Origin of the sequence: Croceicoccus naphthovorans, from assembly GCF_001028705.1 — a bacterium.
GTDB classification, from domain to species: Bacteria; Pseudomonadota; Alphaproteobacteria; order Sphingomonadales; family Sphingomonadaceae; genus Croceicoccus; species Croceicoccus naphthovorans.
The window spans coordinates 962,247-986,854 of the sequence record NZ_CP011770.1; the positions used below are offsets into that span (position 1 = coordinate 962,247).

Below are 24,608 nucleotides of genomic sequence, written 5' to 3' on the forward strand. Positions count from 1 at the left end.
AAAGTTCATTGTGACGACACAACTCAAATCCCTGTTCTCGCTCGAAGGCAAAACCGCGCTGATAACCGGCGGGTCGCGCGGTCTCGGTTTTCAGATTGCAGAGGCGCTGGGCGAATATGGCGCCAAGGTCATCGTTACCGCGCGCAAGCAGGGCGAACTGGATGAGGCGGTCGCAACGCTGACCGAACGCGGCATCGACGCAGAGGCGATTGCCGCCGACGTTTCCGATGTCAGCGAGCCCGAACGCATCGGCGCCCAGATCGAGGCAGAGGGTGGTCGAGTCGATATCCTGGTCAACAACGCCGGTACGTCGTGGGGTTCGAAGACAGAGGAAATGCCCATCAAGGGATGGGACAAGGTGATGGCCATAAACCTGACCGCGCCGTTCCTCCTCTCGCAGCAAATCGCCAAGCGCTTCATGCTGCCCGGCGGATGGGGGCGTATTATCAACGTGGCGTCGGTAGAGGGCATGATGGGGCACCACCCCGACATGATCGGGACCATCGCCTATAATGCCAGCAAGGGCGGGGTGATCAATTTTACCCGCGCGCTGGCCGCCGAATGGGCCGCGCGCGGAATCACCGTGAATGCGATTGCGCCGGGGTACTTTCCGTCGAAGCTTACCGATTACACGCTCGACAAACATGGCGACCACCTGATCCGCACCACACCCAGCGGGCGTCTGGGCAATGACGACGATCTGAAGGGTGCGGCTCTGTTGTTCGCCAGCGACGCCGGCGCGCATATCAACGGTCAGGTTCTGGCCGTTGACGGAGGCGCGTCGATCATCTGATTTCTTTTGGAGAGGTGCCGTGAACACAATAAGCAAATTCGGTACGCGCTATCCCTTCCACCCCTTTCCCACGGGGTGGTTTGCCGTTGGCTTTGTCGACGAACTGGCCGCCGGCGATATTCGGCCCCTGCGCTATTTCGACCGCGACCTCGTGCTGTTCCGGACAGAGAGCGGCAAGGCGGTCGTCACCGATGCGCATTGCCCACATCTTGGCGCACATCTGGGTTACGAAAGCTGGGTAGAGGGAGAGACGATCGTCTGCCCGTTCCACCAGTGGCGCTATGGTGTGGATGGGGCCTGCAAGTCGGTTCCTTTCGCGAAATCGATCCCGCCACGTGCGAAAGTGAATGTCTGGCCGACGGTAGAGCGCGGCAACATGATCCTGATCTGGCACGATCTTGCGGGGCGCGACCCGTTCTTTGACCTGCCCGATTGCGACGAGACGGGCCGTGTAGAGGGCACCGGGTTTCATAAATTGCATGACGATTTCGGGTCGCCGCATCCGCAAGACGTTTTCGAAAACGGCGTGGACTTTGCGCATTTTCCCGGCGTCCATTCGACGGGCCAGGCCGTCTCCGACGGTCCGATTGAGGCCGACGGACACCGCTTCTACAGCCCGGTCCGCATCCTGCCACCGGATTACGACGGGCCGACCGATATTAAGACAGTAGGCTCCACGGTCGAAAGCGAAGTGTTGGGCGGCGGGTTTTCGCGCGTGGAAAGCCGCACGCCGCACGCGCCGGGACTGACCACGATCTATTACGTCTCGGTCACGCCGGTTTCAGCGGAACTCAGCCACTATTGGGTTCGGCAGACGATCCTGCGCGATCCCGATTGTACGCTGACCGACGATCAGGTCATGGCTTTTGCCGATCTGGCTGCCAGGCATGGCGAGGCAGAGCAGTGGAGCGATGGCAAGATCTGGCCGCACAAGGCCTATGTCGAGAAGCCGCTACTGGGTGCCGCCGATGGGCCGATCCTGAAATACCGCGACTGGTACGCCCAGTACCATCCGGAAGTCGCCTGACGGTCGCGGATCAGGCCGACTTCATTCGCACGATCGTCGCGGCGAAGTGATCGGCGGCCTGATCCACGAAATCGGGATGCGTCAGGATGTAGGGCCGGTTCATCAACGCGCCGGAAAAGGCAATCTCGGCAGCTTCATCGGTTGTGATCGATCCGGGCGAGGCCTGATGACCGGGATCGCTATGGTCGAAGATTGCAGTGCTGACCGGACCGGGCATCAGCATGGAAACACCGATCGGGGCCGGGCCCGCCTCCATATCCGCGCGTAGTCCGTCGGCAATGGGCCAGAGAGCGTGCTTTGTCGCGCAATAGGCGGTCAGGTGCGGATAGCTGAACATCGCGCCGGTCGACGCGGTGATGACAATCTGCGCGGGCATCATTGCGGCGCGCATGATCGGCACGAATGACTGCACGGTCTGCACCGTACCGACGACGTTGACGTCGAACAGGGCACGCAACTGCGCCGGTGGCAATTCCGCGATGCTGCCCTGCCGCAATATGCCCGCATTGGCGAACAGCGTTGCGATCGGCGGGCATTGTTCAGACACCCGCAACGCGAAGGCATCGTTGGCCACCGGGTTCGTCACGTCCACCGGTCGGGCCAGGCAAACCGCGCCAGCTTGCTCGACCAATGCCGCAGTTTCCGCCAGTTGCGCTTCGTTCACGTCGCAGATCGCCACCGCCATTCCCCGCCGTGCAGCGGCAATGGCAAGGCCGCGCCCGATGCCCGACCCGGCACCGGTTACAACGGCGGTGTTTCCGGACAGCGTCAGGTCCGGGCGGCTCACCGGAAATGCGGGATGACGTGCGTGCCGATCTTGCGCAGCGTTTCCATCTGCGCCCAGTGCGGCACTGTGCCCATGTTGGTCATGAACAGGATTTCGTCCGCACCTGCATCGGCCAGTTGCTGCACGTAATCGATGCAGTCCTCTACGGTGCCATAGGCGTTCTGGGCGGAAAGGATGCCCGAACTGGGCTTGCGATCGCCTTCCCGTTCTTTCAGATCCATCGTCAGCGTTTCAGACGCCAGCTTCGTCGTGATGATGGTGTTGGTGCCTTCCTCGACCAGTTCATCGCCCCAGGTGTCGGGATCGGGGCAGGGGCCTCCGCCGTACCAGTAGTTGAGCGACTCATAGAAGTAGCGCTGGCCGCGAAGACCGATCTTGCGTGCCTCTTTCGCATCGTCGAGCACGATGGCCGGGCATAGCGCCGCCAGGTGCTGGATCGGGCGATAGCCGACCTGATCGCGCACATCGCGGCCTTCCCATGCGTCGCGATAGATCTTGTTCTTCTTGGCAACCTCTTCCGGTCCGCCGAAGCCAAGCACCAGTGCACCCAGGCCGCGCTCTCCCGCGCGGGCCAGCGTATCGAGGTTGGTGCAGGCCATGTACATCGGCGGATGCGGGCTCTGGAACGGCTTGGGGTGGATCGGCCGCGGCGGGATCGTCAGGTGCGGGCCGTTGTGCTCCACCTCATCCTCCACGAACATGCGCGGGATCAGGTACATCGCCTCGTCGATGATGGGCTGAAGCTCTTTCAGGTCGTAACCGTACGCTCCGGCTTCCTGCTGGCTGCCGCCCTTGCCGACGCCGAAATGTAGGCGTCCTTTCGACAAGATATCAAGTGTTGCCACACGTTCCGCCACCTTGATCGGATGGTTCATCGCCGGCATCAGGCAAACGACGCCATGGCCGATGCCGATGCGCGATGTTTGGCCTGCAAGAAAAGCAAGGAAGGTTTCGGGCGCGGACATATGCGCATAGTGGGTGAGCGAAGTGTGTTCGACGCTCCAAACCACGTCAAAACCAAGCTTTTCGGCCAGCAGGGCCTGCTCCATCAGCTCATTGAAGACCTGCACTTCGCCACGGGGCGAGGCGTCCACGATTTGTGCTTCGAATATCAGCGAGAAACGCAATTGAACCTCCAGTCGGTGTCTGCCTTGACCGTCGGCTGGATTGGGGCTGGTTTCAAATGCCCTTTGCGTGCCATATTGTTGACATGGCAGCATCGCTCTCAAGTACATCCGTCCCGCGCGAGGTCGCTACACTGCGGACTCTGCGGATCGCAAAGCACTTTCCGTTCTTCCTTGTCGTGGCAGAGGAGCAGAACCTGCACCGCGCCGCCGAACGGCTGAATATCGCGCAATCGGCGTTATCGCGGCGCATCGCCGATCTTGAAAAAGAGCTGGGCGACGTAAAGCTGTTCGAACGGCAGGCGCGCGGGGTGGAGATTACGCCCGCCGGACGCTTGCTGGCGCGCGACGTGCGCGAAATCCTCTATGATATAGAGGAGACGAGTCGCCGCGTTGCTCGCCTGGCCAATGGCGATATGGGCACGTTGCGCCTTGCATTCTCGGAACCGATGATCCGCCGCCGCCTTTTGCCAAGCGCGATCAAGAAATTCCGTACCGCCTATCCCGACGTCGAATTGAAAGCCTTTCCGCTGACGTCGGAGGCGCAGCGTCAGAAGATCCGCGGCGGCGAAGTCGATATCGGTTTCGTGATCGAAGAAGCGAACGATGCCGAGGAATTCAACGTCCTGCGCGTGGGGATGGACAAGTTCATGCTGGTCCTGCCGGTCGATCATCCTCTGACGGCGAAGGAGACGGTGTCGATCCGCGATCTTGAGGACGAGCAATTGATCTTCCCGGCGCGTAACCTGTCGCCGCGCCTGTTCGACCGGATCGTCTCGGCGTTCGACGTGAACAATGTCTCGCCGATCATTTCGGTAGAGGTCAGCGCGGTCGACATCGCCTATGGCCTTGTCGCCGCAGGGATGGGGCTGGCCATCGTGACGGCGGTTGCCGTGTCGAGCGCGCCCGACGACGTCACTTTCCGCGAACTGGTCGATCTTGACCTGCCGCTTCAGCTGACGATGATTTCCCGCAAATCGAGCGAGGATGCGCTCCTCGCCAACTTTGCCGCGATTGTGGAAGAGGGGCTGGACGGCAGGGTATCGAGCGATGATGCCGACCAGCCGGTGCCGATCGGATCTGAAGCCTAGGTTGAAGCGATAACGCGCGGAATTCAGGTTCCGCGCGATACCGGGACGAGGGCACCGGTGATCGACCGGGCCGCGTCGGAGGCGAGGAAGGCGATCACTTCGGCGACGGCTTCGGGCTTTACCCATTCGGAGAAATCGGCATCGGGCATGTCGGCGCGGTTCGTCGGCGTGTCGATGATGCTGGGCAACACGGCGTTGACGGTAACGCTGGTGTCCGCAAGTTCGGCGGCCAGCGCTTCGGTCAGGCGGTGAACGCCCGCCTTTGAAGCGGCATAGGATGCCATGCCCGCATCGGCCTTGATCGCGCCGCCCGCGCCGATGTTGACAATGCGCCCGGCTGGCGATGCCTTTAGGGCAGAGAGCGCGAGTTTGGTGATCGTCGCGTTCGACAGCAGGTTCATCGTGTGCATCTTCGCGAAAGTATCCAGCGACCCGCCCTCGATCGTTTCCCATGCGAAACCGCCAGCAACGTTCACCAGAACATCGATGCCGCCGTGCTTCTTCACGACCTTGTCCAGTGCCGAAGATGTCGCATCGGCGTCGGTCAGGTCGATGCCGCCGATGTCCAGAAAGCCGTCGATCGGATGCTTCGCCTGTGCCGCCATGTCGATCCGCGCGACCCGGTCGCCCGCCGCCGCGAATTCCTTTGCGACCGCTTCGCCAAGAACGCCGAAACCGCCTGTTACGATTATTGAACGCGCCATACCTATCCTGATTACTGTTAAGTCTTGCTTTTAGCCCTTTACCAGACCGACCGCACAGAGCCGAAAGCCGAATGCTGTCATGCCCGATTTCGCTCGCCACTGAACCGATGGGTGCACTGCCACCATAGCCTGATCGGTATGGAATGCACGGCCGTCAACACGAAAGCAGGGGGCGCGTGCGGGAATTCGATCCCGACGCGGCGCTTGCCGCCGCGCTGCGCGTGTTCTGGCAACAGGGGTACTCCGGGAGTTCGATGGCCATTTTGACAGAGGCGATGGGCATTACCGAGATATACGCGCTGCATACAACCAACGGTTCATGGGATCCGGTGGCCGGGATCGTCAGCGCGTCATTGCCTGGCTTCGACCGTGTCTTGGGCGAAGTCCGCACGACTGAGGGGGTGCTGAATAGCGAAACCAGCATCCTGCTGCGATCTTTGCAGTGATCTTCAGAACGCCGAGGACAAGCCGAAGGTGACGGTAGTGGTATAGGGTTGCTCTGCCGCATCGCGAAGTTCGGCAGCGACGGTGCCAAATGCTCTTCCGTGAATTATGCCGGCATAGAGCGTCCATACATCGCCGACCGCATATCCGGCGCGCAATGCGGCCTCGATAGCTTCCGGCCCCGTGCCCATCGCGAATTCGCTGCCGTCGGGGGACCAGTTCACTTCGACTTTGGGCTGGACGCTTACCTTTGGCGACAATGCGAACGTGCCGACCAACTCGGTTCGGGCAAGGACATCGCCATTCTCGGTCAGGTTCAGAAGAATTTCGCTCTGCAAACCAAGCGGCAGGGCGAAGCCAGCGCCGAGCATTGCCATCGCCAGATCGTCGCCCGGTGCGATGTCGAACCGGCTGCCGAAGATCAGGTCGATACCGCCGGCGACGCTGCGGAAATAGCGTGCCTGAAATTCGCCCACAGCAGGGTCGCCGTTGGCCGGAACTTCGGCTGCTGCCTTCAATTGCAAACCGTCACGATCGTTGGCGCGCGTTATGCTGCCGTCGATCAGCGCGAAATCGGGTTCGTGCGCGACCGCCCGCCATTCGGCATAGTCTAAAGAAAAGGCCACGTTTGTCGCGCCATCCTCAGCCCGGGCAGGGAATGCCAGCGCGAGCAGGGCAATGCCCATCGAAATCGATGCGGCGGATCGCGTCTTGGTCCAGTCTTTCAAAGCGGCACCTTGTTCTAGAGTATGCCGCCTGATGATGGCCCGGTGGTTGGCGGGTCCGCTATCGCGCATAGGTCGGAAGTCCCGCCGATCAGGCCACAATTGTAACAGCTGCGCTGGCCCAAGGGCATTCCAAGTTGGCCCGATTTCAGCAGCGGGTCTGGTCCGGATCGGCCAGACGAGGTGGCATGACAGACCCTCGCTCTTCGCGCCGCTCCGCCCCCAAACTGGCCCTGCGCTATCACCGCCGGATCAGCGTGGCCCTGCTGGCATTCTGGTTGGTACAGGCGCTCACCGGCATGATCATGGTGTTCCATTGGGAGCTGGACGATGCGCTGCTGCCGGGGGTGGAGCGTTCGCTGGATCTTCTCGCAATGGAACGCAGCATCGACGAACTCGCGCCGGAAGGGTCGGGCAAGACGGTCGGTTCCGTCTGGGAAAGCGGCGGGGTTGCGAACCGGTTCGATCTCTATCTCGACGGCCCTGATGGTTCGTCGCTCGTGCGGGTCGACGGCGCGGGCAATGTTCTTCGCACGCGCGCGGATGCAGAGATGGTTGCCGATGGCGGCTGGATTTCCACGTTGAAGTCGGTCCATCACAACCTGCTGGCCGGGGAGATCGGCGACTGGATCGTCGGAATCAGCGGGTTGTTCCTGTTCACCAATCTGATTCTTGGTCTGATCGCGGCTTGGCCTCGTGCCGGAACTTGGCGGCGCGCGCTACTGCCTGTGGCAGGCAAGGGCGCGAAGGTTGCGCAAACGTACGCGTGGCACCGCGCCGTCGGCTTGTGGGGCGTGCTGCCCGGACTCGCTCTCGCTGGCAGCGGTGTGTTGCTGGTGTTCGCGGACACCGTCGAAGCGATTGTCCAGCCTCCATCCATCGCCGCGCCCGATCTGTCGGGCGAGGGCGATGTCGGGTTTGCAGCAGCCGTCGGTTCCGCCTTGAACGAGTTCCCGCGTGCGCGAGTTTCTGGGGTCAGCATGCCGTCCGAAGATGGCGGAGCCTATCGCATCCGCCTGTTGCAGGATAGCGAGACACGCGGCGTCTATGGCACGACCACTCTTTTCGTGCGGGCATCGGATGGCGCGATCGTTGCGCGGCAGGATGCCCTGAACGACGGCCCATCGCGCAGCTTTGTCGATGGGTTGTTCCCGTTCCACACCGGCCATGCAGGCGGTACGCTGGGCCGGATGCTGGTGCTGGCCGCCGGGCTGTGGCTGGTGGTGATGATCGCCCTTGGCCTCCTGCTGTGGCAACGGCGGCGATAGCCCGCGGGGCTCGCAATTCCGCGGATTGGCCCATAACAGCAAACAGCTGACCCAATACGCGTTGTGGGCCGCGCTTGCCTGTCATACCCAATAGATGGAACATGGGAGAGGCGAAACAATCGTCGAGATCATCAGGGGGTCAAATGACACGTTTCCGTACCACCGCCGCAATTCGTACCGTCCTTCTGACCGGTGCTATCGCCGTCTTGCCCGCCGCCCCGGCGCTGGCGCAGGATACCGAAAGCAACGCGTCCTCCACGCCGAACCAGACGGTGCGGACCGAAGTCGACGGGCAAAGCGTCATCATCGTCGAGGCATCTCGATACGTCCCTTCTGCAGAGGGTGAGACCGCGACCAAGTCCGATATTCCTCTGATCGAGACGCCGCAGTCGGTGTCGGTCATCACGCGCGACCAGATCGACCTTTTGAACTTCATCGATGCCCAGCAGGCCGTGCGCTATGTCGCGGGCGTTTCGGGCGAAAACTATGGCCCGGACCTGCGCTTCGATTTCATTCAGGTGCGCGGGTTTACGCCAAAGCAGTTCATCGATGGCCTGGCCACCCCGGTCACGACCACGATCTTCTCGAACGGTGTCGATCTTTATGCGTTCGAATCGCTCGACATTCTGAAGGGCCCGGCCTCGGTCCTTTACGGCAGCGCCCCTCCGGGAGGCATTTACAATCAGCGCAGCCGCCGTCCGAGTTCCGAGTTCGGCGGTGAAGTCTCGGTGAAGTACGGCGAAGACGATTACAAGCAGATCGCGATGACCGCGACCGGCGCGGCGAGCAGCATGATCGACGGGCGCATCACCTTCCTCGCCCGCGATCGCGGCGCGACGCGCGACGGCGTAGATGCACAGCGCATTCTTTTCGCTCCGTCGCTGACCGTGCACCTTGGCCCGGACACCGAATTCACGCCGATGTTCTATTACCAGTATGACGAGGTGAACGGCGACACCAACGGCTTGCTGCCGGCGCAGGGGACGCTGCTCGACAATCCGAATGGTGAGATCGACCGCGGTACCAATCTGGGCGAGCCGGACATCAACAAGTACCGCCGCGATCAGTACGGCGTGGGCTTTGAATTCGCGCATGATTTCAGCGAGAATGTCGGGCTGGACGTGAACCTCAAGTATTCGGAATACGACGAGGATCATACCGTCATCTACGGTTCGGGCCTTGCCGAAGACCTGCGCACTGTCTTCCGCTCCAGCTTTCCCTATGTCGAAGACGTGGAAAGCCTTGCCGTCGATACGCGCCTGAACGCCAAGCTGTTCACTGGCGGGATCGAACATACGTTTCTGGTCGGCGTCGACTATCGCGATGTGACCAACTTCGCCGGATACGGCTTCGCCTCGGCAGACCCGATCGACTTGTATGACCCCGTCTATAACGAACTGGATTATACGCCCACGCCGATAACGACGCTCTACAACGATCAGAAGCTGAAGCAGACCGGCATCTATGCGCAGGATCAGCTGCGCATGGGCAATTTCTATCTGCTGGCATCGGGCCGTTACGATTGGGTCGATACCGACTATCGCGCGCCCTTTGTCGGCATCGATGCGGACACGCCGTTCCTGAATGAGAAGCAGGGCAAGTTCACTTATCGCATCGGTGCCAACTATGTCAGCGAAAGCGGCATCGCGCCTTACATCAGCTATGCGACCTCTTTCGAACCGCTGCTGGGTACCGATTTCGTAACCGAAGAGGCGTTCAATCCGTCCGAGGGCGAGCAGATCGAGGCGGGCATCAAGTTCGACGGTCGCGCATTCGGCGACGACGTCAAGATTTTCGCCACGGCGGCGGTCTTCGACATTACGCAGAAGAACGTCGTGACAACGGGTGGCGGCACGCTGCCCATGTTCGGTACGCAAAGCGGCGAAGTGGAAGTGCAGGGCGGCGAGATCGAGGTCGTGGCCCGTATCCGCAACCAGCTCTCGATAAACGGCTCGTACAGCTACACGGACTCCGAGATCAAGGAAAGCAACGTCGAGGATGAGATCGGCGAGCCGCTTCCGGTCACGCCGAAGCACAAGGTGTCGCTGCTGGTCGATTATACGTTCCAGGTAGGCGCTCTGGCCGGTCTCGGTTTCGGTGTGGGTGGGCGCTACACCAGCTCCAGCGCGGGTAGCCTTCCGGGCTTCTTCAACCCGATCGTGCTCGATAGCGAAGATCCGGTGCTGTTCGACGCCATCGTGCACTATGACACGCCGGGCTGGCGCTTTGCGATCAACGGCTCGAACGTCTTCGACAAGAAGTACGTGGCCCGCTGTGCATCGTTTACCAACTGCACCTTCGGCGCGAGCCGTCAGGTGATCGGGACGATTACCCGCAAGTTTTGATCGAAACGGACCGGCGCGCGCCAATCCATCTGCGCGCCGCATCGTGCCCGGACAGGTGCGAATAGGAAAACGGCAGGATCTTTCCCCCCAGAAGATCCTGCCGTTTTTCGTGTCTAGCGGAGCTAGTTCGCCGCTTTCGCCAGATAGTCGGCGGCGCTGATCGGGCCGGTGGCGAACGTGTCGCTGTGTTCGGCGATCATGGACCTGAACGAGAAGAAAAAGTCCGGTCCGGACGGCAGGCCCATCTCCTCCCACGCGGCGTCCAGTGCAGGGCCTTTGCCTTCCGGTGTCTTGGCAGGCTGGATCAACATGAAGTCCCAGCTCGCCCCGTCACGGTGAACGTAGAGCTGGCGCGGCGGGAGCCCGGCGCGGGCATTGACCTCGTCGTACTTCGCAATGGTTTCGAGGAATTCGCGATGCTTGCCCGGTGCGATGCGATAGATTTCGACCAACACATCGGTCGTTTTCGGCACCGCATCCGGGTCTTCGTGCGCCTGTGCGGTGATCGGGGCGAGTGCCATGGCGGCAGCGGCGGTCAACAGGCGCAAGGTCATCGTATCTACTCCCGGTCAGTGGGGGGTGCACATGGGTCCGCCGTGGCGGGCGGAATGTCGTCGCAATACCAGCGGCGGGGCAGCGGTTTCTGCATCGGCCAGATCTCGTCCATCGTCTCGCCGTCGCGCAGGCGTCCTGCCTGCATCACCGCATCGATGGCCAGGGTGTTGCGGATGTCGTTAGTGGGATCGCGATCCAGAATGACCAGATCGGCGATCTTGCCCGGTTCAATAGAGCCAAGGTCCCCTTCTCGCCCGATGGCGCGGGCCGATCCGATGGTGGCGGCGTGCAGCACTTCTGCCGGGGTCATGCCGCCGATGACGTGGCCTTCCATTTCCCAATGAAAGCCAAGCCCCGGCACTTCGCCATGCGATCCGATGCCGACCAGCCCCCCGCGCCGCATCAGCCGCGCAGCACTCTCGCCGACGATCGGGAAGAAATAGGCGTCTAGCGGGCGATAAGTGCGGTTGCGCATCTTCATGTCGACGATAAAGCGCGGGGCAAAGCGGTTGAGCTTCGGATCGTCGGCCGGCGCGTCGCGGACGATGAAATAGTCCTGCCCCTGCGGCCCGCCGTTGCCGATCATCAGCGTGGTCGTATAGCCGACCCCGGTCTGCGTCATCAGGGACAGCACATCGTCGCGTAGCGGCTCGGCGGGCAGGGCGTGTTCGTGCCCGGCATAGCCGTCGATGATCTGAGTCAGGTCCAGTTTCATCGCCAGCGCGCCCTCTGTCGTAGGGTATAGGCCAAGCTCTGCCGCGGCCTGCGCGATCCACTGGCGCACGCGGCGGTTGCCGGTGCGGTACATCTTGATGTTGCCGATGCGATAGTGATCGCGATAGCGGCGCAGCACCGCCTTGACCTGGTCGTAGGACGTGAAATCGTTGAACGAGAAGATCGCGGGACCCGTCGAAGGGATGCGCGAACCGATCATCTTGCCAGCCTCGATCGCGTCTTCATAGGCCAGCATATCGATGGTCAGCGTCGACGGGTCGAAGGATGTCGTGACGCCATAGGCAAGATTGGCAAGCGGGCCCCAGCTTTCGAAATCGAGCACTTGCCGCCGCACGTCGGCAACGTGGACGTGGGTTTCGATAAAGCCGGGGACGATCCACTTGCCGCTGACATCGCGGACTGTCGCGCCCGCCGGGATGGCAAAGCTTCCGCGTGGGCCGACCGCGACGATCCGGCCATCGGTGACGAGCAGGTCGGCGTTTTCGACCGGTGCTGCGGCCATCGTCAGGACTGTCGCGCCGCGCAGGACGATCGAACCATCCGCCCGGATACCGCGTGGCAACGTGACCTTGGCGCGGAACGCCTCACCTGCGACATCAGGCACATCGCCTGCCTTGCCATGGGCCAAGGCAATTCCGGGGCGCGGACGTTCGTACCAAGTCGATCCCAGCGCCCAGCCGATGGTCTGGCCGTCCGCCGACCATTGCATGAAGTCTGCGCCCTCGTCGGTCAGGCGGCGGTGCATCAGGGTGGGGTCGGACAAGTCGATGTCGGTCCCCGTTTCGGGTAGCACGATCAGGCTGAGCTGCTGCGCATGACGGACCAGCGCCTCGCGGCCGTCGGGGCTGATGCGAATGTCGTCCGCCTGTGCGCGCCCTTCCGCAAAGTACCAGCCGGGGCCTTGCACGCCGACGACCTTCTCAGCCTCGCCACCTGCAAGCGGCACGCGGTAGACACCGTCGTAACGGTTGACGAGCACCGTACCGTCCGTCGCATCGAAATGTGGGGTGCCGCCGATGGAACCATTATCCACATCGCGCGCCGCCCCGCCCGCGACGGGCATCGCGACCAGCGTGGCATCGCGCGTCGCGCCGAATTCCATATAGCTGTGCATGCGGGAGTCGTTGCTGGATCGCATGGCCAGCACTTGTGTCCCGTCGGGCGTGAATACGGGGGCGGTGTAGAACCCGGCTACATTCGATACGCGTCGATCCTGTCCCGAACCGAGGTTGCGCAGCCAGACATGCCCGGATTCGCGGGCGGTCCAACGCACGTAGGCCAGCGATGCGCCATCGGGCGACCAACTGGGCTGAAAACCCTCTCCGATTGCGACCGGCACGGCACCATCGCGCAGGTCCATCACATAGAGCGACCCGACCGCCGAAAACGCCAGCTTCGTCCCATCGGGCGATCGCGCCGGATCCTGGATAAGACGCGCTTCCAACGGCCCATCCTCCATTCGCGTGACGTGGCGGGTAGAGGGGCCGATCCCGATCTCTGACTCTACGTGGAATGGGATGTCGCGGGCCTTGCCGGTGTCAACGTCGATGCTGGCCAGCTTTCCGCCGGTGTTCACGATCAGCGCCTTGCCGTCGGGCGTAAAGCTGTGCCGGGGCAGCAGGTCGCGCCACGGCGTCGCCTGCAACTGGTCGTGCTGAACCGGATAGGACAGCCAGCGCGATTCCCCGGTCTGCGTATCGAGCAGCTTCAGCCCGCTTTCGCCCCGATCGCGCACGCCATATGCGATCAGGCGACCGTCCGGCGATACGGCAGGGCGGAACGCGGTGCCCAGCACGAGATCGGGTCGCGGGCTGCGCGGGGCCGAGACCAGCGTTTCCTCTGTGCCGCTGAAAAGATCGCGGCGGATAATCGTCCATTCCGGGACGTCGCCGCGATCGCCGCCCAGATTGCCCGCGAAATAGAGATAGCGTCCGTCTGGCGAGGGAACCGCGCCCAGCGTGCTGCGCCATTGGTCGCGTGGCTGGTCGGGGCTGGATTTGATCGGTACGACGATATCGCCCGCGCCAGTCCGAGCGTCGAATTTCCAGAGTTCGAACGCGACGCGGTCTGCGTGATAGCGCGAGGCGTAGATGCTCCTCCCGTCGGCCGACCACACCGGTGAAGTGAACACCGTGTTGCCGTCGTAAAGCGTCACCTGTCTCGGGTGACGGCCGTCGGCGCCGGCGACCCAGATGTTCTCAGCCCCCGAACGGTCGCTGACGAAGACGATGCGCTTGCCGTCGGGCGAAAACACCGGCTGTGAATCGAAAGCCATGCCGGTCAGGATCGGTCGAGCCTTGCCGCCCTTGCGGTCCAGCAGGTAGATATCGCCCAACATTTCGAAGACGATGGTCCTGCCATCCGGCGATATGTCGGGCGAGAGCCACGTGCCTTCGCGCACGTCGATCCTGGCGCTGCGGGCAGGCTGCATCGGTAGTGTCTGGCCCCGCTGCCCCATTGCATCGACACTGCCTGCCGCGACCGTACCTTCCGGTGCCGGAACGTCGCCGGGATGGGCGAGGGCGGGCGTCGCGGCGATCAGTGCCAGCGTCGAGATGAAGCACCGTGCGATCATCGATAGGCGGGCGGTAGCGGGTCGTTCATGCGCGAAGGATGATAGCGATCGCGTAGCATGGTGCGCCGTGTGACGGGAGAAACCTCCTTGCCCGCGATAATCACTTGATCGGCGGCACTGGCCGGTTCGAGCGGATCGCCGTCCCAAATCACCAGATCGGCGGGTGCCCCGGCGACGAGGCCTTGCGCCTCGTTTCCGGTCCAGACCAGCGAGGGTCCGGTGGTGATGGCCCGCAATGCCTCGGCCCGCGACAGGCCATTCGCGGCGACCAATCCGGCCCCTTCGCGCAAAGCGGTGCCGACGTTGTACGACAGATAGACCGTCAGGCCGGAGACCATGAACGCCATGCGCACCCCGGCGCGGGAAAGGATCGCTGCGTTGTCGCGGCGCGAGGCGATGGAATCGTAGGTAAAGGGCAGGTCGTCCAGCGGATCGACAATGACCGCAACCTTGCTGCTGGCCAGTTCATCGGCGACCCGCCATGCCTCTGCCCCGCCCATGACGACGACGCGAATGCCAAATTCGCGCGACAGGGCGATGGCCTGCAGGATGTCACTTTCGCGGTTTGCTTTGATCGCCAGCGGAATGCGTCCTGCAACGACTGCGTTCAGGTCGGCGTCGGAGGTGTCGTTCAGCGCGTCGCGGATCGCCGCCCAAGCTGCGCTGCGCGATCCGTTGCCTTGGTCGGCAGCGGGCACGGCAAACACCGCAGCCACGGGCGTTTCGACCGGGTCGGCACCGGGCTTCAGATAGAGCATGGCTCCGGAGCCGGAGATCGCGCCCGATCCGGTCGATGGGAAGACCATCGCATGGGCCACGCCAAGCGCGCGGGCGTCCTGAATGGTCAGGGCATTGGGATCGACCGCGCGCGATACGTTCAGCGCGCCGCTTGTGACCGCGCTATCCTCACCGCCGATCCCGACGATGCCGATCTGCGTAGCGGCTGCCGAAAGCGCGGGCGTGACAGGGCGCCCTGCCACGTCGATCACGCGGGCATCGGCGGGGACGGGGCCTTTCGCGCTGACCGAAGCGATCCTGCCGTTCGACACGACGATCGTCGCATCCTGCACCTCATGCGCGCCATCCATCACGTGTGCATGGGTGATCGCGATCGTCTCGGCATGGGCGAGGGGGGCGACGAAGAGCGCCGCTATGGCCAGCAGTAGCCGCATCACATGCCCTCCCGCTGAGGCTGGCCAAGTTCGAAATCGGACAGCGGCTGGCGGTCCGGGTCGTTACGATCGAACGCCACCGCGCCGTCGATGAAGACGAGATCGGGCTTGGAAAAAACGCTGAACGGATCGCCGGACCAGACGACGATATCCGCGTTCATGCCCTTGGCGATGGTGCCGATTCGGTCCTCCAAGCCCAGTGACCGCGCCGCGTTAGATGTGATCCAGCGGATCGCCTTTTCGGGGGGAATGTCAATTCCGGCTCGGCGCCCCGAGGCAGCGGCCTTGGCGGTCTCCACATTCAGCAGTCCACCGAGCAGAGGAATGTCCGAATGCATCACGACGCAGGCCCCTGCCGCTTCCAGAAACGCGGCATTCTCGGCGATACCGTCCTCGGCCTCGCGCTTGAAGCCCCACCAGTCGGGCCAGACTGCCGAGCAAATACCCTCGCGCGCCAGCAGCGGTGCGATCTTGTAGGCCTCCGTCGCATGGTGAACGGTGCCCAGCTTGATGCCATGTTTTTTCAGGACCGCGATCCAAGTCGCGATGTCGTCCGCGCGATAGCAATGCAGGTGGACCGGGATGCGGCCTTCGATAGCACCGGCAATGGTCGCTTCCTTGGGGTGCTGACCCGCGTCGCCATCACTGTCGAGGAAGGCCTGCCCCTCGCGCAGATACTGCTCCAGCCCGGCGATCTGACCCTGACGGCTGGTTGGAAAACTATCCTCGTTCACCGAATTCCCTCCGCAAGCCATCTTCAGGCCCTGCGGCGCATTGGGAAACTTCATCTGCGCTACGGTCGGCATCGGGATCGTGTGGACGACGACCGAACGGCCCGAGATCAGCACGCTCGACCCCGGCAGGATCTGCGCGGTCGTCACGCCGGAGGCGAGGGCGTAGCCGAACGCCGGGTCGGACGACCGGACCGCGTGTTCGACCCAGGCATCCGCTCCGTTGGTAGAGCTGGCCTCGGTCACGTCGGACCAGTCGCTCGGCCCGCCTTGGGGCATCAGGTAGGTGCCGTAGTGGGTGTGAACGTCGATAAGGCCGGGCGTGATCCACTTGCCCGTGGCGTCGATCCGTTTCGCATCGCCGACCTGCAGATCGCTGCCCACCGCAACGATCCTGCCGTCACGCATCAGCACGTCGCCAACATGCTTGCCGCCTGCGCCGTCAAGGATGGTCGCGCCGACCAGCACCGTATCCTGCCGAGGCAGCGGGCGATATTCGCTGGGCATGGCATCGGGCATCGGCTGCGGGCGGACGCGTTCCGCCTGTGCGGGCGTGAACGCTGTGGTGGCAACGATGGCCAGCGCGGCGCAGACCGAGCGAAAATGCCTCATGGTCGGGCGCGTTCCTTCATCCAGCTCGTCAAATCGCGGTTCTCATGCTTGGCGACGATTTCGGCCAGAACGTCGGGCCGCTCGTCCTGTCCCAGCTTGAAGGTTGGGCGAACTTCGCGGACGTGGGCGCGAAAGGCGATGATCTGCGACAGCATGTTCTCATACCTGTCGCCTAGCTGGTCCGGCGTCCAGTGCGGCTTATCGCTGCCTTCCAGATGATCGAGCAGGCGATCGACTGAGCTGGCAGTCTCAGCCTCGACGAATTCGACCTCTGCCACGAACCGCACTGCCGCATAGTTCCACGTCGGCCCCCAGTTCGGTTCGGACACATGGCGGTTGGAGATATAGCCCGACGGACCGTTGAACAGGATCAGCGCCAGCGGATCGTCGCGCAAGTCCGCGACGATCAGGTTGCGCCTGCCGCAATGGCCGAAGAGCGACGCGATCGTGCCGTCCTCGGCGTGCTCCGCGATTAGCGGCAAGGGCGCGGAATTAAAGTTCCGGGTAACCAACCAGGCCAGCGGATAGTCGCGGACAAGGCGGTCGATGTCGCTTTGGCTGCAATCGGTGAACGGGGCGAACATCCGGTCGCTATACCACGCCCAGCGCGGAGCGCAGCCACTTTGCCTGATCGTCCAGTGCCCGGCTGGCAAGCGGAGCGATCGACATTGCCTCTAGGAAGCTATGCGTGGCGGTTTCATACTCCACAGCTTCTACCGCAACGCCCACGTCGGCCAGTTTTTCGGCCAGCGTGTGATTGCAATCGCGTAGGATATCAAGCTTCGCAATCGCCATGAACGCGGGCGGAAGGTCGTGCAGGTCTCCCAATGTCGGCACCGCCAACGGGTCGGACTTTTGCGAGGGATCGGCCAGATAGTCGTCCCAGAACGCATCCATCTCGTCGACGGTCAGGCAATAGTTCGGCCCGTCATAGCGGGCATAGCTGGGGGTATGATCCGGCGCGAAGGCACCGTAATTCAGCACCATGCCCTGAAGCTGGGGAAGGCCAAGTTCGCGCAATTTCAGGCAGGTCGAAACGGCAAGATTGCCCCCTGCGGAATCGCCCCCAACCGCAATGCGCGCCGGGTCGATGCCAAGATCGTCGGCGTTCTCACGCATCCAGCCGATGGCCGAGACGGCCTCGTTCAAAGCCGCCGGGAATTTTGCTTCGGGCGACAGGCTATAGTCGATACCGACAACAACGATCCCCGCGCGCGAAGCGTATTCGCGCATCAGCCGGTCGTGCGTGTCGATACTGAACAGCGCCCAGCCGCCGCCATGAATATAGAGCATCGCCGGCAGGCTTGCCGCGTCGGTCGGGCGATGTACGCGCAGGCGGACGCCCACGACATCGTAGTCCTGCGTTTCGGCCATGCGCGGCCCGCCGCTGCGCCACGGTTCGCGCACGCGTTCGGCAATGGCGCGCCGTTCGGGCATGGACAGCGGCGTTTCGGGCAAAAGCGCATCGTATCCGGCGTTGATGCCGTTCACGAATTCACGGATCTTCGGATCGACGTCGTCCTGCACGTCCCCGGTATGCAACTCGCTCATCTGCCCTCCAACAATGCCTCGCGCGTCGTTGCGGCGATGCATGATCTGGACGATCCCTAGCCGGGCAAGCGCCTGACATCTCTATGAAGCGGGTCAATGATCGTACGAATAGGGCCGCACCTTGCACTGGCACTTGCATAGCGGGCCGATTTGGCCCCTATTATCGATTGTCGCATGAATCGATTGGAAGGGGCCATGAAACACAGTTTCGACGTACTCGGCATCGATCGCCCGGTTGTGGCGCTTCAGGACGAATACTCGGCCGGTTTCACCGATCCGATGCATTGCCACGATCATGTGCAGATACTCTTCGCCTCTGCTGGCGTGATGTCTGTGACGACGCGGGAAACCAGCTTCGTGATCCCTCCGCAGCGGGCCGTCTGGCTGCCCGCCGGGGTCATGCACGAGGTATCGTGCCGTGGTCCGGTATCGCTGCGCACGCTATACTTGCGCGATCATCCTACGGTTGAGGACGATGCATGCCGTGTGTTCGAGGTGTCGAACTTTTTGAAGGCGATCATCCTCGAAATTTCCAGCTTCGATCCGCTCTACGACACGTCAGGTCGGGAGGGGGAGATCATCCGGCTTTTGCTCAACGAAGTCGACCGGATGCCCAACGCCCCATACTGCGTGACGATGCCGTCCGATCCGCGGTTGCTTCGCGTGTGTAACGAGATCATCGCCGATCCGTCCGACCCGCGCGACATCGACGACTGGGCGAAACTGGCCGCGATGGGGCGCCGCACGTTTACCCGTGCATTCAAGCAGGAAACCGGCATGGGTCTCGCCGTATGGCGCCAACAGGTCCGATTGATGGAGGCGCTCTCGATGCTCGCATCCGGCCAGTCCGTCACGCAAGTCGCGTTTGAGGTCGGCTATGACAGCCCCAGCGGGTTCAGCGCGATGTTCCGCCGCGCTTTCGGCGTGCCGCCCAGCCAGTACCTTGTGAACTAAGCCCTTACGATCCGGCGGGGGCCTGCTCAGCTTCTCGCGCAATCTTCCGCAGGCGCGAGTTATGCCAGCCGTATTGGCGATAGAGCAGGAAGCCGAGCGCGAAGTAGATGCCCAGCACGATGGCAGGCAGGGGCTGACCCTCGGCGGCCTTCAGCCCGATGTCGATCACGACCGGTCCGACCATCGTCAGGCAGAACACCAGCGCCAGAACCGGAACCGTGCCGATCCACACGCCCTTGATCCAGATACCGCCCAGCGGCACCCGGAACGGGCGTTCGAGATCCGGTTCGTTGGTGCGCAGCCACATCACGGTGATCGCAACGATGGAGAAAGCGCACGCTGTGCCGAGGCTGACCAGATCGCCCAGGATCGTGATGGGCAAAGTTGCCGCCGCGATGGCAGTGATGATCGCGACGAAGACTGTGCCCAGATGCGGCGTCATCCATTCGGTATGGACCGAGGAAAACAGGCGCGGCAGCAGCCCGTCCTGCGACATCGCGAAACAGATGCGCGTGTGGCCATACGTATTGACCAAGAGCACCGACATCAGCCCCAATACCGCGCCCAGCTTGATCACCAACGTGAAGGCCGGCATCCCGATCTGGTCGACGGCCAGCGCGATCGGATCGGGCACGCCAAGCTGTTGATACGGCACCAACCCCGTCAGGACCAAGCCAACCGCCATGTAAAGGATCGTGCAGACGATCAACGCGCCGATGATGCCGATGGGCATATCACGCTGCGGATTGCGCGCCTCCAGCGCGGCAGTCGAGATCGTTTCGAAGCCGAGGTAGGCGAAGAACAGGATCGATGCGCCGCGAAAAATCCCGGCCTCGCCATAGGTGAAGCCGCCCTGGCTTTCAGGGATGAAGGGGAACCAGTTGTCGGGCACGACATAGAACGCGCCAACCCCGACGAACAGGATCAGGACCGAAATCTTGATCACCACTATGATCGCGTTGACCCGCGCCGATTCCGACACGCCCCGGACCAGCACGAGGGCAACCAGCGCCACGCAAACCGCCGCGACGAGGTTGATGCCGTTGCCGCTGGAAAATTCCAGCCCGCCGGTGCCCACGGTGCTGGTGATCCACGGCGTGCGCAGCGCCTCTGGAATGATCACCCCAAAGTCGGACAGCAGGCTGGACAGATAGCCCGAAAGCCCCGCAGCCAGCGCGGATCCGGCCAGCCCGTATTCCAGCATAAGCAGCCAGCCGATGGTCCATGCCGCCACTTCGCCAAGGCTGGCGTAAGTATAGCTGTAGGACGAGCCTGAGACCGGCAGGGTCGAGGCCAGTTCGGCATAGCAAAGCCCGGTAAACCCGCAGGCCAGCCCCGCCAGAACGAACGACAGCAAAACCGCAGGCCCGGCATAGTTCGCCGCCGCCGCGCCGGTCATCACATAGATGCCCGCGCCGACGATGCAGCCGATGCCCAGCAGAACGAGTTGAACCGGACCAAGCGACCGTTTCAGGCCGTTGCTCTGGATGTCGACGTGAATGTCGGCCAGCGATTTGCGAATGCGCGGTCCGCCTGAACCCTTTGCCATGTCTTCGCCCCCTGCCGTTGCGATAATCGCAGGAGCGTAACGGGCAAATCCGGCCCGAACCCCTTCGATCAGGCCAGACTCGCCGCCGCTTTGGCCAATGACGACAGGTTAATCGAGCGTAGGCAGGTCCGACAGGTACTTGTCGAGCGTGAGCGGATAGTCGCGCACCCGAATTCCGGTGGCGTTGTAGATCGCGTTCGCAATAGCCGCGCCGGGGCCACAGATGCCAAGCTCGCCCACCCCCTTTGCTTTCAGCGGGCCCACCACCTCGTCCAGCGTATCGAGGAAAATCACGTCCTGCTGCGGCGTATCCGCGTGGACTGGCACTTCATATCCGGCAAGGTCGTGGTTGATGAACAATCCGTGGCGTTTGTCGACGACCAGTTCTTCCATCAGCGCCATGCCCACCGACATCACCATTGCCCCGATGACTTGGCTGCGCGCCGAAAGCGGGTTCAGGATGCGCCCGGCATCGCAGACCGAGAGCATACGGCGCAGGCGTGTTTCGCCGGTATAGGCATCGACCGCGACTTCGCAGAAATGCGCGGCATAGGTGCCAACGTCATGGTCCTTTTGTGACGAACCGAAGCTGGCGCTGTCTTCCGCGCTGAGATGGCCCGCGTCGGCAAGATCGAACCGCTTGTTGTCCGCGATGATCTTTCCGTCGGCAAAGGTCGCGGTGTCGCCATTGAAGCCAAGCTTGTCGCCCACCTGCCGCCGCAAGTTGACGCAGGCGGCATAGACCCCGGCGGTCGAGCTGGATGCGCCCCATTGCCCGCCCGAACCAGCGGAGGCGGAAAAGTCGGAATCGCCCAGCTCGACCGTAACCGCAGAGAGGGGCACGCCCATCGTCTCTGCCGCGGTCTGGGCGATGATCGTGTAGCTGCCGGTGCCGATGTCGGTCATGTCGGTCTCGACCACGATACGACCGTCCAGCAATTTGACCCGCGCAGCCGATTCTGTTGTCGGGCTCCCGCGATAGCCGGCGGCAACGCCCATGCCGATCAGCCAGCGCCCTTCGCGCCGGGTTGCCGGTGCGGCGCGCTTTGACCAGCCGAACCGCTCTGCCCCCTTGCGCAGGCAGCGGACGAGGTTGCGGTCGGAGAACGGCTTTTCGGGATTGCCGGGCACGGCATCCGGTTCGTTCAGGATGCGCAATTCGATCGGGCACATGTCCAGCGCGATGGCAAGTTCGTCCATCGCCACTTCAAGCCCAAGGTGGCCCGGCGCTTCGCCCGGCGCGCGCATGGCGTTGCCTTCGGGCAGGTCCAGCCGCGCGCAATATTCGGCGATCAGGCGGTTGTCGCCCGCGTAGAGTTTCTTTGTCTGCGCGGTGGCAGCTTCGCCGTCGCCGCCTTTGACGTTGTACGACCAGTTCTCGTGCGCGATCGCGGTAATCTTGCCGTTGCTCTCCGCCCCGATGCGCAGGCGCTGGATCGTACCCTGACGATGGGTCGTGTTGTTGGCGATCATCGGGCGTTGCAGCGCGATCTTGACCGGGCGACCGGCGGCCTTAGCGCCAAGCGCGGCTAGCACTGCATCGGCGCGAACCCACAGCTTTCCGCCGAAGCCGCCACCGACGTAGGGCGAATCCAGGCGCACGTTCGCCGCATCGATGCCGAGGATTTTCGCAATGGCGGTCTTGCTCCACGCGATCATCTGGTTCGCTGTCCAGAGCGTAAGCTTATCACCCTCCCACGCCGCGATGGTCGCGTGCGGTTCCATCATCGCATGGGTTTCGGCCGGGGTCGTGTATGTGGAGTCGATCTGGACGGGCGCCTTGGGAAAAGCCGCGTCGAAGTCGCCAAAGGTTTCCGGATCGTCGGACAGTACTGCGCCTGTCTTCGCGGCGGGAAAGTCGAACGCCCCGTCGCCGGTTTCATACTCGGTACGAATCAGCGCGGCGGCCGCTCGGGCCTGTTCGAACGTTTCGGCCACGACACAGGCGATGGCCTGGTGGTAGTGCGTGATTTCGTGCCCGCCGAACAGCGGGGCATAACACATCATGCCTTTGCCGAGCGGCTCTACGTCCGGCGAGGTGACGATGGCGATGACGCCGGGCGCTGCCTTCGCCTCCGACACGTCCATCGACGCGATTCGACCTTTGGCGATGCCAGAACCTACGACCCAGCCATAGGCCTGATTTTCGGCGACGTCGTGCCGTTCGAAGGCATAGGGGGCCAGTCCGCTTACTTTCAGCGGCCCGTCGATGCGCGGGGTGGATTTGCCGACGACCTTGGCTTGGTCGAACAGGTTGGTTCCGGCAGGTGCGTTGAACTCCATGTCGATCAGCCCTTCGCCTCTGCGATCACCCCGGCCAGCGTCCGCTCGGCAAGGGTGATCTTGTACTGGTTTTCCGCGGTCGGCTTGGCGCCCGCGAAGGCGCGTTCGACCACGGCCTTTGCGCCCTCGGGCAGCAGCGCCTCTGCTTCTTCCACGCGCCAGGGTTTGGCCGCGACCCCGCCGAACGCGACGCGGCCCTTGCCTTCATTGCCGATTACCGCGGCGACCGAGACCAGCGCAAACGCATAGGAACTGCGGTCGCGGACCTTGTGATAGAAATGCCGCCCACCGATCGACCTGGGCAATGTGACCGCCGTGATCAACTCGCCATCTTGCAGGACATTGTCTCGCCACGGTTCATCGCCGGGCAGGCGGTGGAAGTCGGCAATAGCGATGCTGCGCCTAGAGCCGTCGGGCTGAACCGTCTCGACCGTCGCGTCCAGCACGCGCAGCGCAACCGCCATGTCGCCGGGATAGGTCGCGATGCACAGGTCCGACGTGCCGATTACCGCCAGTTGCCGCGAAAACCCCTCCGCCGCGCCGCAGCCGGTTCCGGGCGCGCGTTTGTTGCAGGGCATGTTCGGGTCGTAGAAATAGGGACAGCGCGTGCGTTGTAGCAGGTTGCCCGCCGTCGTCGCCTTGTTACGCAATTGGCCCGATGCCCCGGCGACAATCGCGCGCGTCAGCACCGCGTAATCGCGCCGGATGCGCGAATCGGCGGCAAGCGCGGTATTGGAAACCAGCGCCCCGATCCGCACGCCGCCATCGTCGGTATCCTCAATCCGGTCGAGGGCGAGGTCCTGCACGTCGACAAGATGAGTCGGCGTTTCGATCTGCAATTTCATCAGGTCGAGCAGATTGGTCCCGCCCGCGATGAATTTCGCGCCTTCGTTCCCGCCAACCGCCGCTGCCGCCTGTTCGGGGGAGGTCGCGCGTTCGTAGGTAAAGGCCTTCATGCCACATCCCCCGCTTCGGCGGCTTCGGCCATCGCGTCGTGGATATTGGCATAGGCCCCACAACGGCACAGGTTGCCGCTCATACGCTCGGCCATCTCGGCGCGGGTGGTGGGGACATCGGTGGTGAGATCATCGGTGACATAACTGGGCACACCGGCTTCGATCTCTTTCAGGACTGTCACCGCAGAGCAGATCTGCCCCGGCGTGCAATAGCCGCACTGATACCCGTCATGCTTGACGAACGCGGCCTGCATCGGGTGCAGGTTGTCCGGGCTGCCAATGCCTTCGATGGTCGTGACTTCGTCGCCCGAATGCTGGACAGCCAGAGAGAGGCAGGAATTGATCCGCTCTCTATTCACGATCACCGTGCAGGCCCCGCACTGGCCGTGATCACAACCCTTCTTCGTACCCGTCAGTCGCAGATGTTCGCGCAGGGCGTCCAGCAGGGTCGTGCGCGTATCCAGATCCAGCGACACGTCCGCTCCGTTGACCGTCAGGTCGATGCGCATGCGGTTTGTCTGGGGCGAAGATGATGGCATCGGTTCTGGCGTCCTGTGGCAAGTGCACGGCAAAGGGCAATACGCCCGTTCGGTGCCGGGCGTGCTTGGGCAGCGGGTTATCTAGCCC

21 protein-coding genes are annotated in these 24,608 nt (G+C 63.0%); 7 read left to right on the plus strand and 14 right to left on the minus strand.

Translation table 11 applies throughout. The features are described 5' to 3' along the window. Positions 1-10: 10 nt before the first annotated feature. Together AB433_RS04935 and AB433_RS19360 are read left to right on the plus strand one after the other, a co-directional pair. A complete protein-coding gene (locus tag AB433_RS04935; RefSeq protein ID WP_156170678.1) occupies positions 11-793 on the plus strand; it encodes an SDR family oxidoreductase in 783 nt (260 codons plus the stop codon). Positions 794-812: 19 nt separating this feature from the next. Beyond that, complete coding sequence (locus AB433_RS19360; RefSeq protein ID WP_053058992.1) at positions 813-1,820, plus strand: Rieske 2Fe-2S domain-containing protein; 1,008 nt, start codon at positions 813-815, stop codon at positions 1,818-1,820. Between the two features lie 10 nt (positions 1,821-1,830). Here AB433_RS19360 and AB433_RS04945 read toward each other — a convergent pair whose 3' ends face one another. Both AB433_RS04945 and AB433_RS04950 read right to left on the minus strand, forming a co-directional pair. Next, on the minus strand, positions 1,831-2,607 hold the full coding sequence (locus AB433_RS04945; RefSeq protein ID WP_053058993.1) for an SDR family NAD(P)-dependent oxidoreductase: 777 nt from the start codon (positions 2,605-2,607) through the stop codon (positions 1,831-1,833). Beyond that, positions 2,604-3,734 carry an LLM class flavin-dependent oxidoreductase gene (locus AB433_RS04950; protein WP_047820164.1) on the minus strand — a complete coding sequence of 377 codons (1,131 nt, stop codon included), beginning with the start codon at positions 3,732-3,734 and terminating at the stop codon, positions 2,604-2,606. The genes AB433_RS04945 and AB433_RS04950 overlap by 4 nt, the downstream gene beginning before the upstream one ends. An 83-nt stretch (positions 3,735-3,817) precedes the next feature. Here AB433_RS04950 and AB433_RS04955 point away from each other — a divergent pair, with 83 nt between their 5' ends. Further along, positions 3,818-4,822 (plus strand): LysR family transcriptional regulator, encoded by a 1,005-nt coding sequence (locus AB433_RS04955; RefSeq protein WP_047820165.1) that lies wholly within the window; start codon positions 3,818-3,820, stop codon positions 4,820-4,822. 23 nt (positions 4,823-4,845) lie between these two features. Here the strand turns inward: AB433_RS04955 and AB433_RS04960 are convergent, their stop codons facing one another. Continuing rightward, the gene (locus tag AB433_RS04960; RefSeq protein ID WP_047820166.1) at positions 4,846-5,526 is read right to left on the minus strand and encodes an SDR family NAD(P)-dependent oxidoreductase; all 681 of its coding nucleotides are present in this window, start codon (positions 5,524-5,526) and stop codon (positions 4,846-4,848) included. Between the two features lie 176 nt (positions 5,527-5,702). Between AB433_RS04960 and AB433_RS21210 the strand changes: the two genes are divergently transcribed. Next, entirely contained in the window at positions 5,703-5,972 is a 270-nt protein-coding gene (locus AB433_RS21210) for an Lrp/AsnC ligand binding domain-containing protein (RefSeq protein WP_053058994.1), read from the plus strand. A gap of 3 nt (positions 5,973-5,975) precedes the next feature. Here the strand turns inward: AB433_RS21210 and AB433_RS04970 are convergent, their stop codons facing one another. Further along, the gene (locus tag AB433_RS04970) at positions 5,976-6,698 is read right to left on the minus strand and encodes a copper resistance protein B (protein WP_169749305.1); all 723 of its coding nucleotides are present in this window, start codon (positions 6,696-6,698) and stop codon (positions 5,976-5,978) included. 185 nt (positions 6,699-6,883) lie between these two features. On the opposite strand from AB433_RS04970, the gene AB433_RS04975 reads away from it, so the two are divergent. Continuing rightward, complete coding sequence (locus tag AB433_RS04975; RefSeq protein WP_047820168.1) at positions 6,884-7,963, plus strand: PepSY-associated TM helix domain-containing protein; 1,080 nt, start codon at positions 6,884-6,886, stop codon at positions 7,961-7,963. A 143-nt stretch (positions 7,964-8,106) separates the two neighbouring features. Continuing rightward, positions 8,107-10,308, plus strand: coding sequence for a TonB-dependent siderophore receptor (locus AB433_RS04980; RefSeq protein WP_047820169.1), 2,202 nt, complete (start codon positions 8,107-8,109; stop codon positions 10,306-10,308). Positions 10,309-10,430: 122 nt separating this feature from the next. On the opposite strand, the gene AB433_RS04985 is transcribed toward AB433_RS04980, so the two are convergent. Genes AB433_RS04985 through AB433_RS05010 form a run of 6 tightly spaced genes read right to left on the minus strand, consistent with a single transcriptional unit; the run spans position 10,431 to position 18,239 of the window. After that, the gene (locus AB433_RS04985; protein WP_047820170.1) at positions 10,431-10,862 is read right to left on the minus strand and encodes a hypothetical protein; all 432 of its coding nucleotides are present in this window, start codon (positions 10,860-10,862) and stop codon (positions 10,431-10,433) included. 5 nt (positions 10,863-10,867) lie between these two features. Next, entirely contained in the window at positions 10,868-14,173 is a 3,306-nt protein-coding gene (locus AB433_RS04990; RefSeq protein WP_053058995.1) for an amidohydrolase family protein, read from the minus strand. Beyond that, positions 14,170-15,345 carry an amidohydrolase family protein gene (locus AB433_RS04995; protein ID WP_053058996.1) on the minus strand — a complete coding sequence of 392 codons (1,176 nt, stop codon included), beginning with the start codon at positions 15,343-15,345 and terminating at the stop codon, positions 14,170-14,172. The genes AB433_RS04990 and AB433_RS04995 overlap by 4 nt, the downstream gene beginning before the upstream one ends. Beyond that, positions 15,345-16,688 carry an amidohydrolase family protein gene (locus AB433_RS05000; protein WP_047820172.1) on the minus strand — a complete coding sequence of 448 codons (1,344 nt, stop codon included), beginning with the start codon at positions 16,686-16,688 and terminating at the stop codon, positions 15,345-15,347. Before AB433_RS05000 ends, AB433_RS04995 begins: the two co-directional genes overlap by 1 nt. Beyond that, positions 16,685-17,272, minus strand: a complete 588-nt coding sequence (locus AB433_RS05005; RefSeq protein ID WP_047820173.1) for an FMN-binding negative transcriptional regulator — start codon at positions 17,270-17,272, stop codon at positions 16,685-16,687. Before AB433_RS05005 ends, AB433_RS05000 begins: the two co-directional genes overlap by 4 nt. A 7-nt stretch (positions 17,273-17,279) precedes the next feature. Next, positions 17,280-18,239 (minus strand): alpha/beta hydrolase, encoded by a 960-nt coding sequence (locus AB433_RS05010; protein WP_047823356.1) that lies wholly within the window; start codon positions 18,237-18,239, stop codon positions 17,280-17,282. A gap of 195 nt (positions 18,240-18,434) precedes the next feature. Here AB433_RS05010 and AB433_RS05015 point away from each other — a divergent pair, with 195 nt between their 5' ends. Beyond that, positions 18,435-19,193, plus strand: a complete 759-nt coding sequence (locus AB433_RS05015; RefSeq protein ID WP_047823358.1) for an AraC family transcriptional regulator — start codon at positions 18,435-18,437, stop codon at positions 19,191-19,193. A 4-nt stretch (positions 19,194-19,197) separates the two neighbouring features. Here AB433_RS05015 and AB433_RS05020 read toward each other — a convergent pair whose 3' ends face one another. From AB433_RS05020 to paoA, 4 genes are all read right to left on the minus strand, one after another. After that, a complete protein-coding gene (locus AB433_RS05020) occupies positions 19,198-20,742 on the minus strand; it encodes an amino acid permease (RefSeq protein WP_047820174.1) in 1,545 nt (514 codons plus the stop codon). 108 nt (positions 20,743-20,850) lie between these two features. Next, entirely contained in the window at positions 20,851-23,025 is a 2,175-nt protein-coding gene (gene paoC, locus AB433_RS05025) for an aldehyde oxidoreductase molybdenum-binding subunit PaoC (protein ID WP_047820175.1), read from the minus strand. Between the two features lie 5 nt (positions 23,026-23,030). Beyond that, positions 23,031-23,981, minus strand: a complete 951-nt coding sequence (locus AB433_RS05030) for an FAD binding domain-containing protein (protein ID WP_047820176.1) — start codon at positions 23,979-23,981, stop codon at positions 23,031-23,033. After that, positions 23,978-24,553, minus strand: a complete 576-nt coding sequence (paoA, locus tag AB433_RS05035) for an aldehyde dehydrogenase iron-sulfur subunit PaoA (protein ID WP_375782411.1) — start codon at positions 24,551-24,553, stop codon at positions 23,978-23,980. Before paoA ends, AB433_RS05030 begins: the two co-directional genes overlap by 4 nt. Positions 24,554-24,608 lie beyond the last annotated feature (55 nt).

What these genes read in the sequence shown, in the direction of transcription:
- AB433_RS04955 (WP_047820165.1), top strand. Translation starts at nt 3,818, where the DNA reads ATGGCAGCATCGCTCTCAAGTACATCCGTCCCGCGCGAGGTCGCTACA.
- AB433_RS04960 (WP_047820166.1), bottom strand. Translation starts at nt 5,526, where the DNA reads ATGGCGCGTTCAATAATCGTAACAGGCGGTTTCGGCGTTCTTGGCGAA.
- AB433_RS04975 (WP_047820168.1), top strand. Translation starts at nt 6,884, where the DNA reads ATGACAGACCCTCGCTCTTCGCGCCGCTCCGCCCCCAAACTGGCCCTG.
- AB433_RS04980 (WP_047820169.1), top strand. Translation starts at nt 8,107, where the DNA reads ATGACACGTTTCCGTACCACCGCCGCAATTCGTACCGTCCTTCTGACC.
- AB433_RS04985 (WP_047820170.1), bottom strand. Translation starts at nt 10,862, where the DNA reads ATGACCTTGCGCCTGTTGACCGCCGCTGCCGCCATGGCACTCGCCCCG.
- AB433_RS04990 (WP_053058995.1), bottom strand. Translation starts at nt 14,173, where the DNA reads ATGATCGCACGGTGCTTCATCTCGACGCTGGCACTGATCGCCGCGACG.
- AB433_RS04995 (WP_053058996.1), bottom strand. Translation starts at nt 15,345, where the DNA reads ATGCGGCTACTGCTGGCCATAGCGGCGCTCTTCGTCGCCCCCCTCGCC.
- AB433_RS05000 (WP_047820172.1), bottom strand. Translation starts at nt 16,688, where the DNA reads ATGAGGCATTTTCGCTCGGTCTGCGCCGCGCTGGCCATCGTTGCCACC.
- AB433_RS05005 (WP_047820173.1), bottom strand. Translation starts at nt 17,272, where the DNA reads ATGTTCGCCCCGTTCACCGATTGCAGCCAAAGCGACATCGACCGCCTT.
- AB433_RS05010 (WP_047823356.1), bottom strand. Translation starts at nt 18,239, where the DNA reads ATGAGCGAGTTGCATACCGGGGACGTGCAGGACGACGTCGATCCGAAG.
- AB433_RS05015 (WP_047823358.1), top strand. Translation starts at nt 18,435, where the DNA reads ATGAAACACAGTTTCGACGTACTCGGCATCGATCGCCCGGTTGTGGCG.
- AB433_RS05020 (WP_047820174.1), bottom strand. Translation starts at nt 20,742, where the DNA reads ATGGCAAAGGGTTCAGGCGGACCGCGCATTCGCAAATCGCTGGCCGAC.
- paoC (WP_047820175.1), bottom strand. Translation starts at nt 23,025, where the DNA reads ATGGAGTTCAACGCACCTGCCGGAACCAACCTGTTCGACCAAGCCAAG.
- AB433_RS05030 (WP_047820176.1), bottom strand. Translation starts at nt 23,981, where the DNA reads ATGAAGGCCTTTACCTACGAACGCGCGACCTCCCCCGAACAGGCGGCA.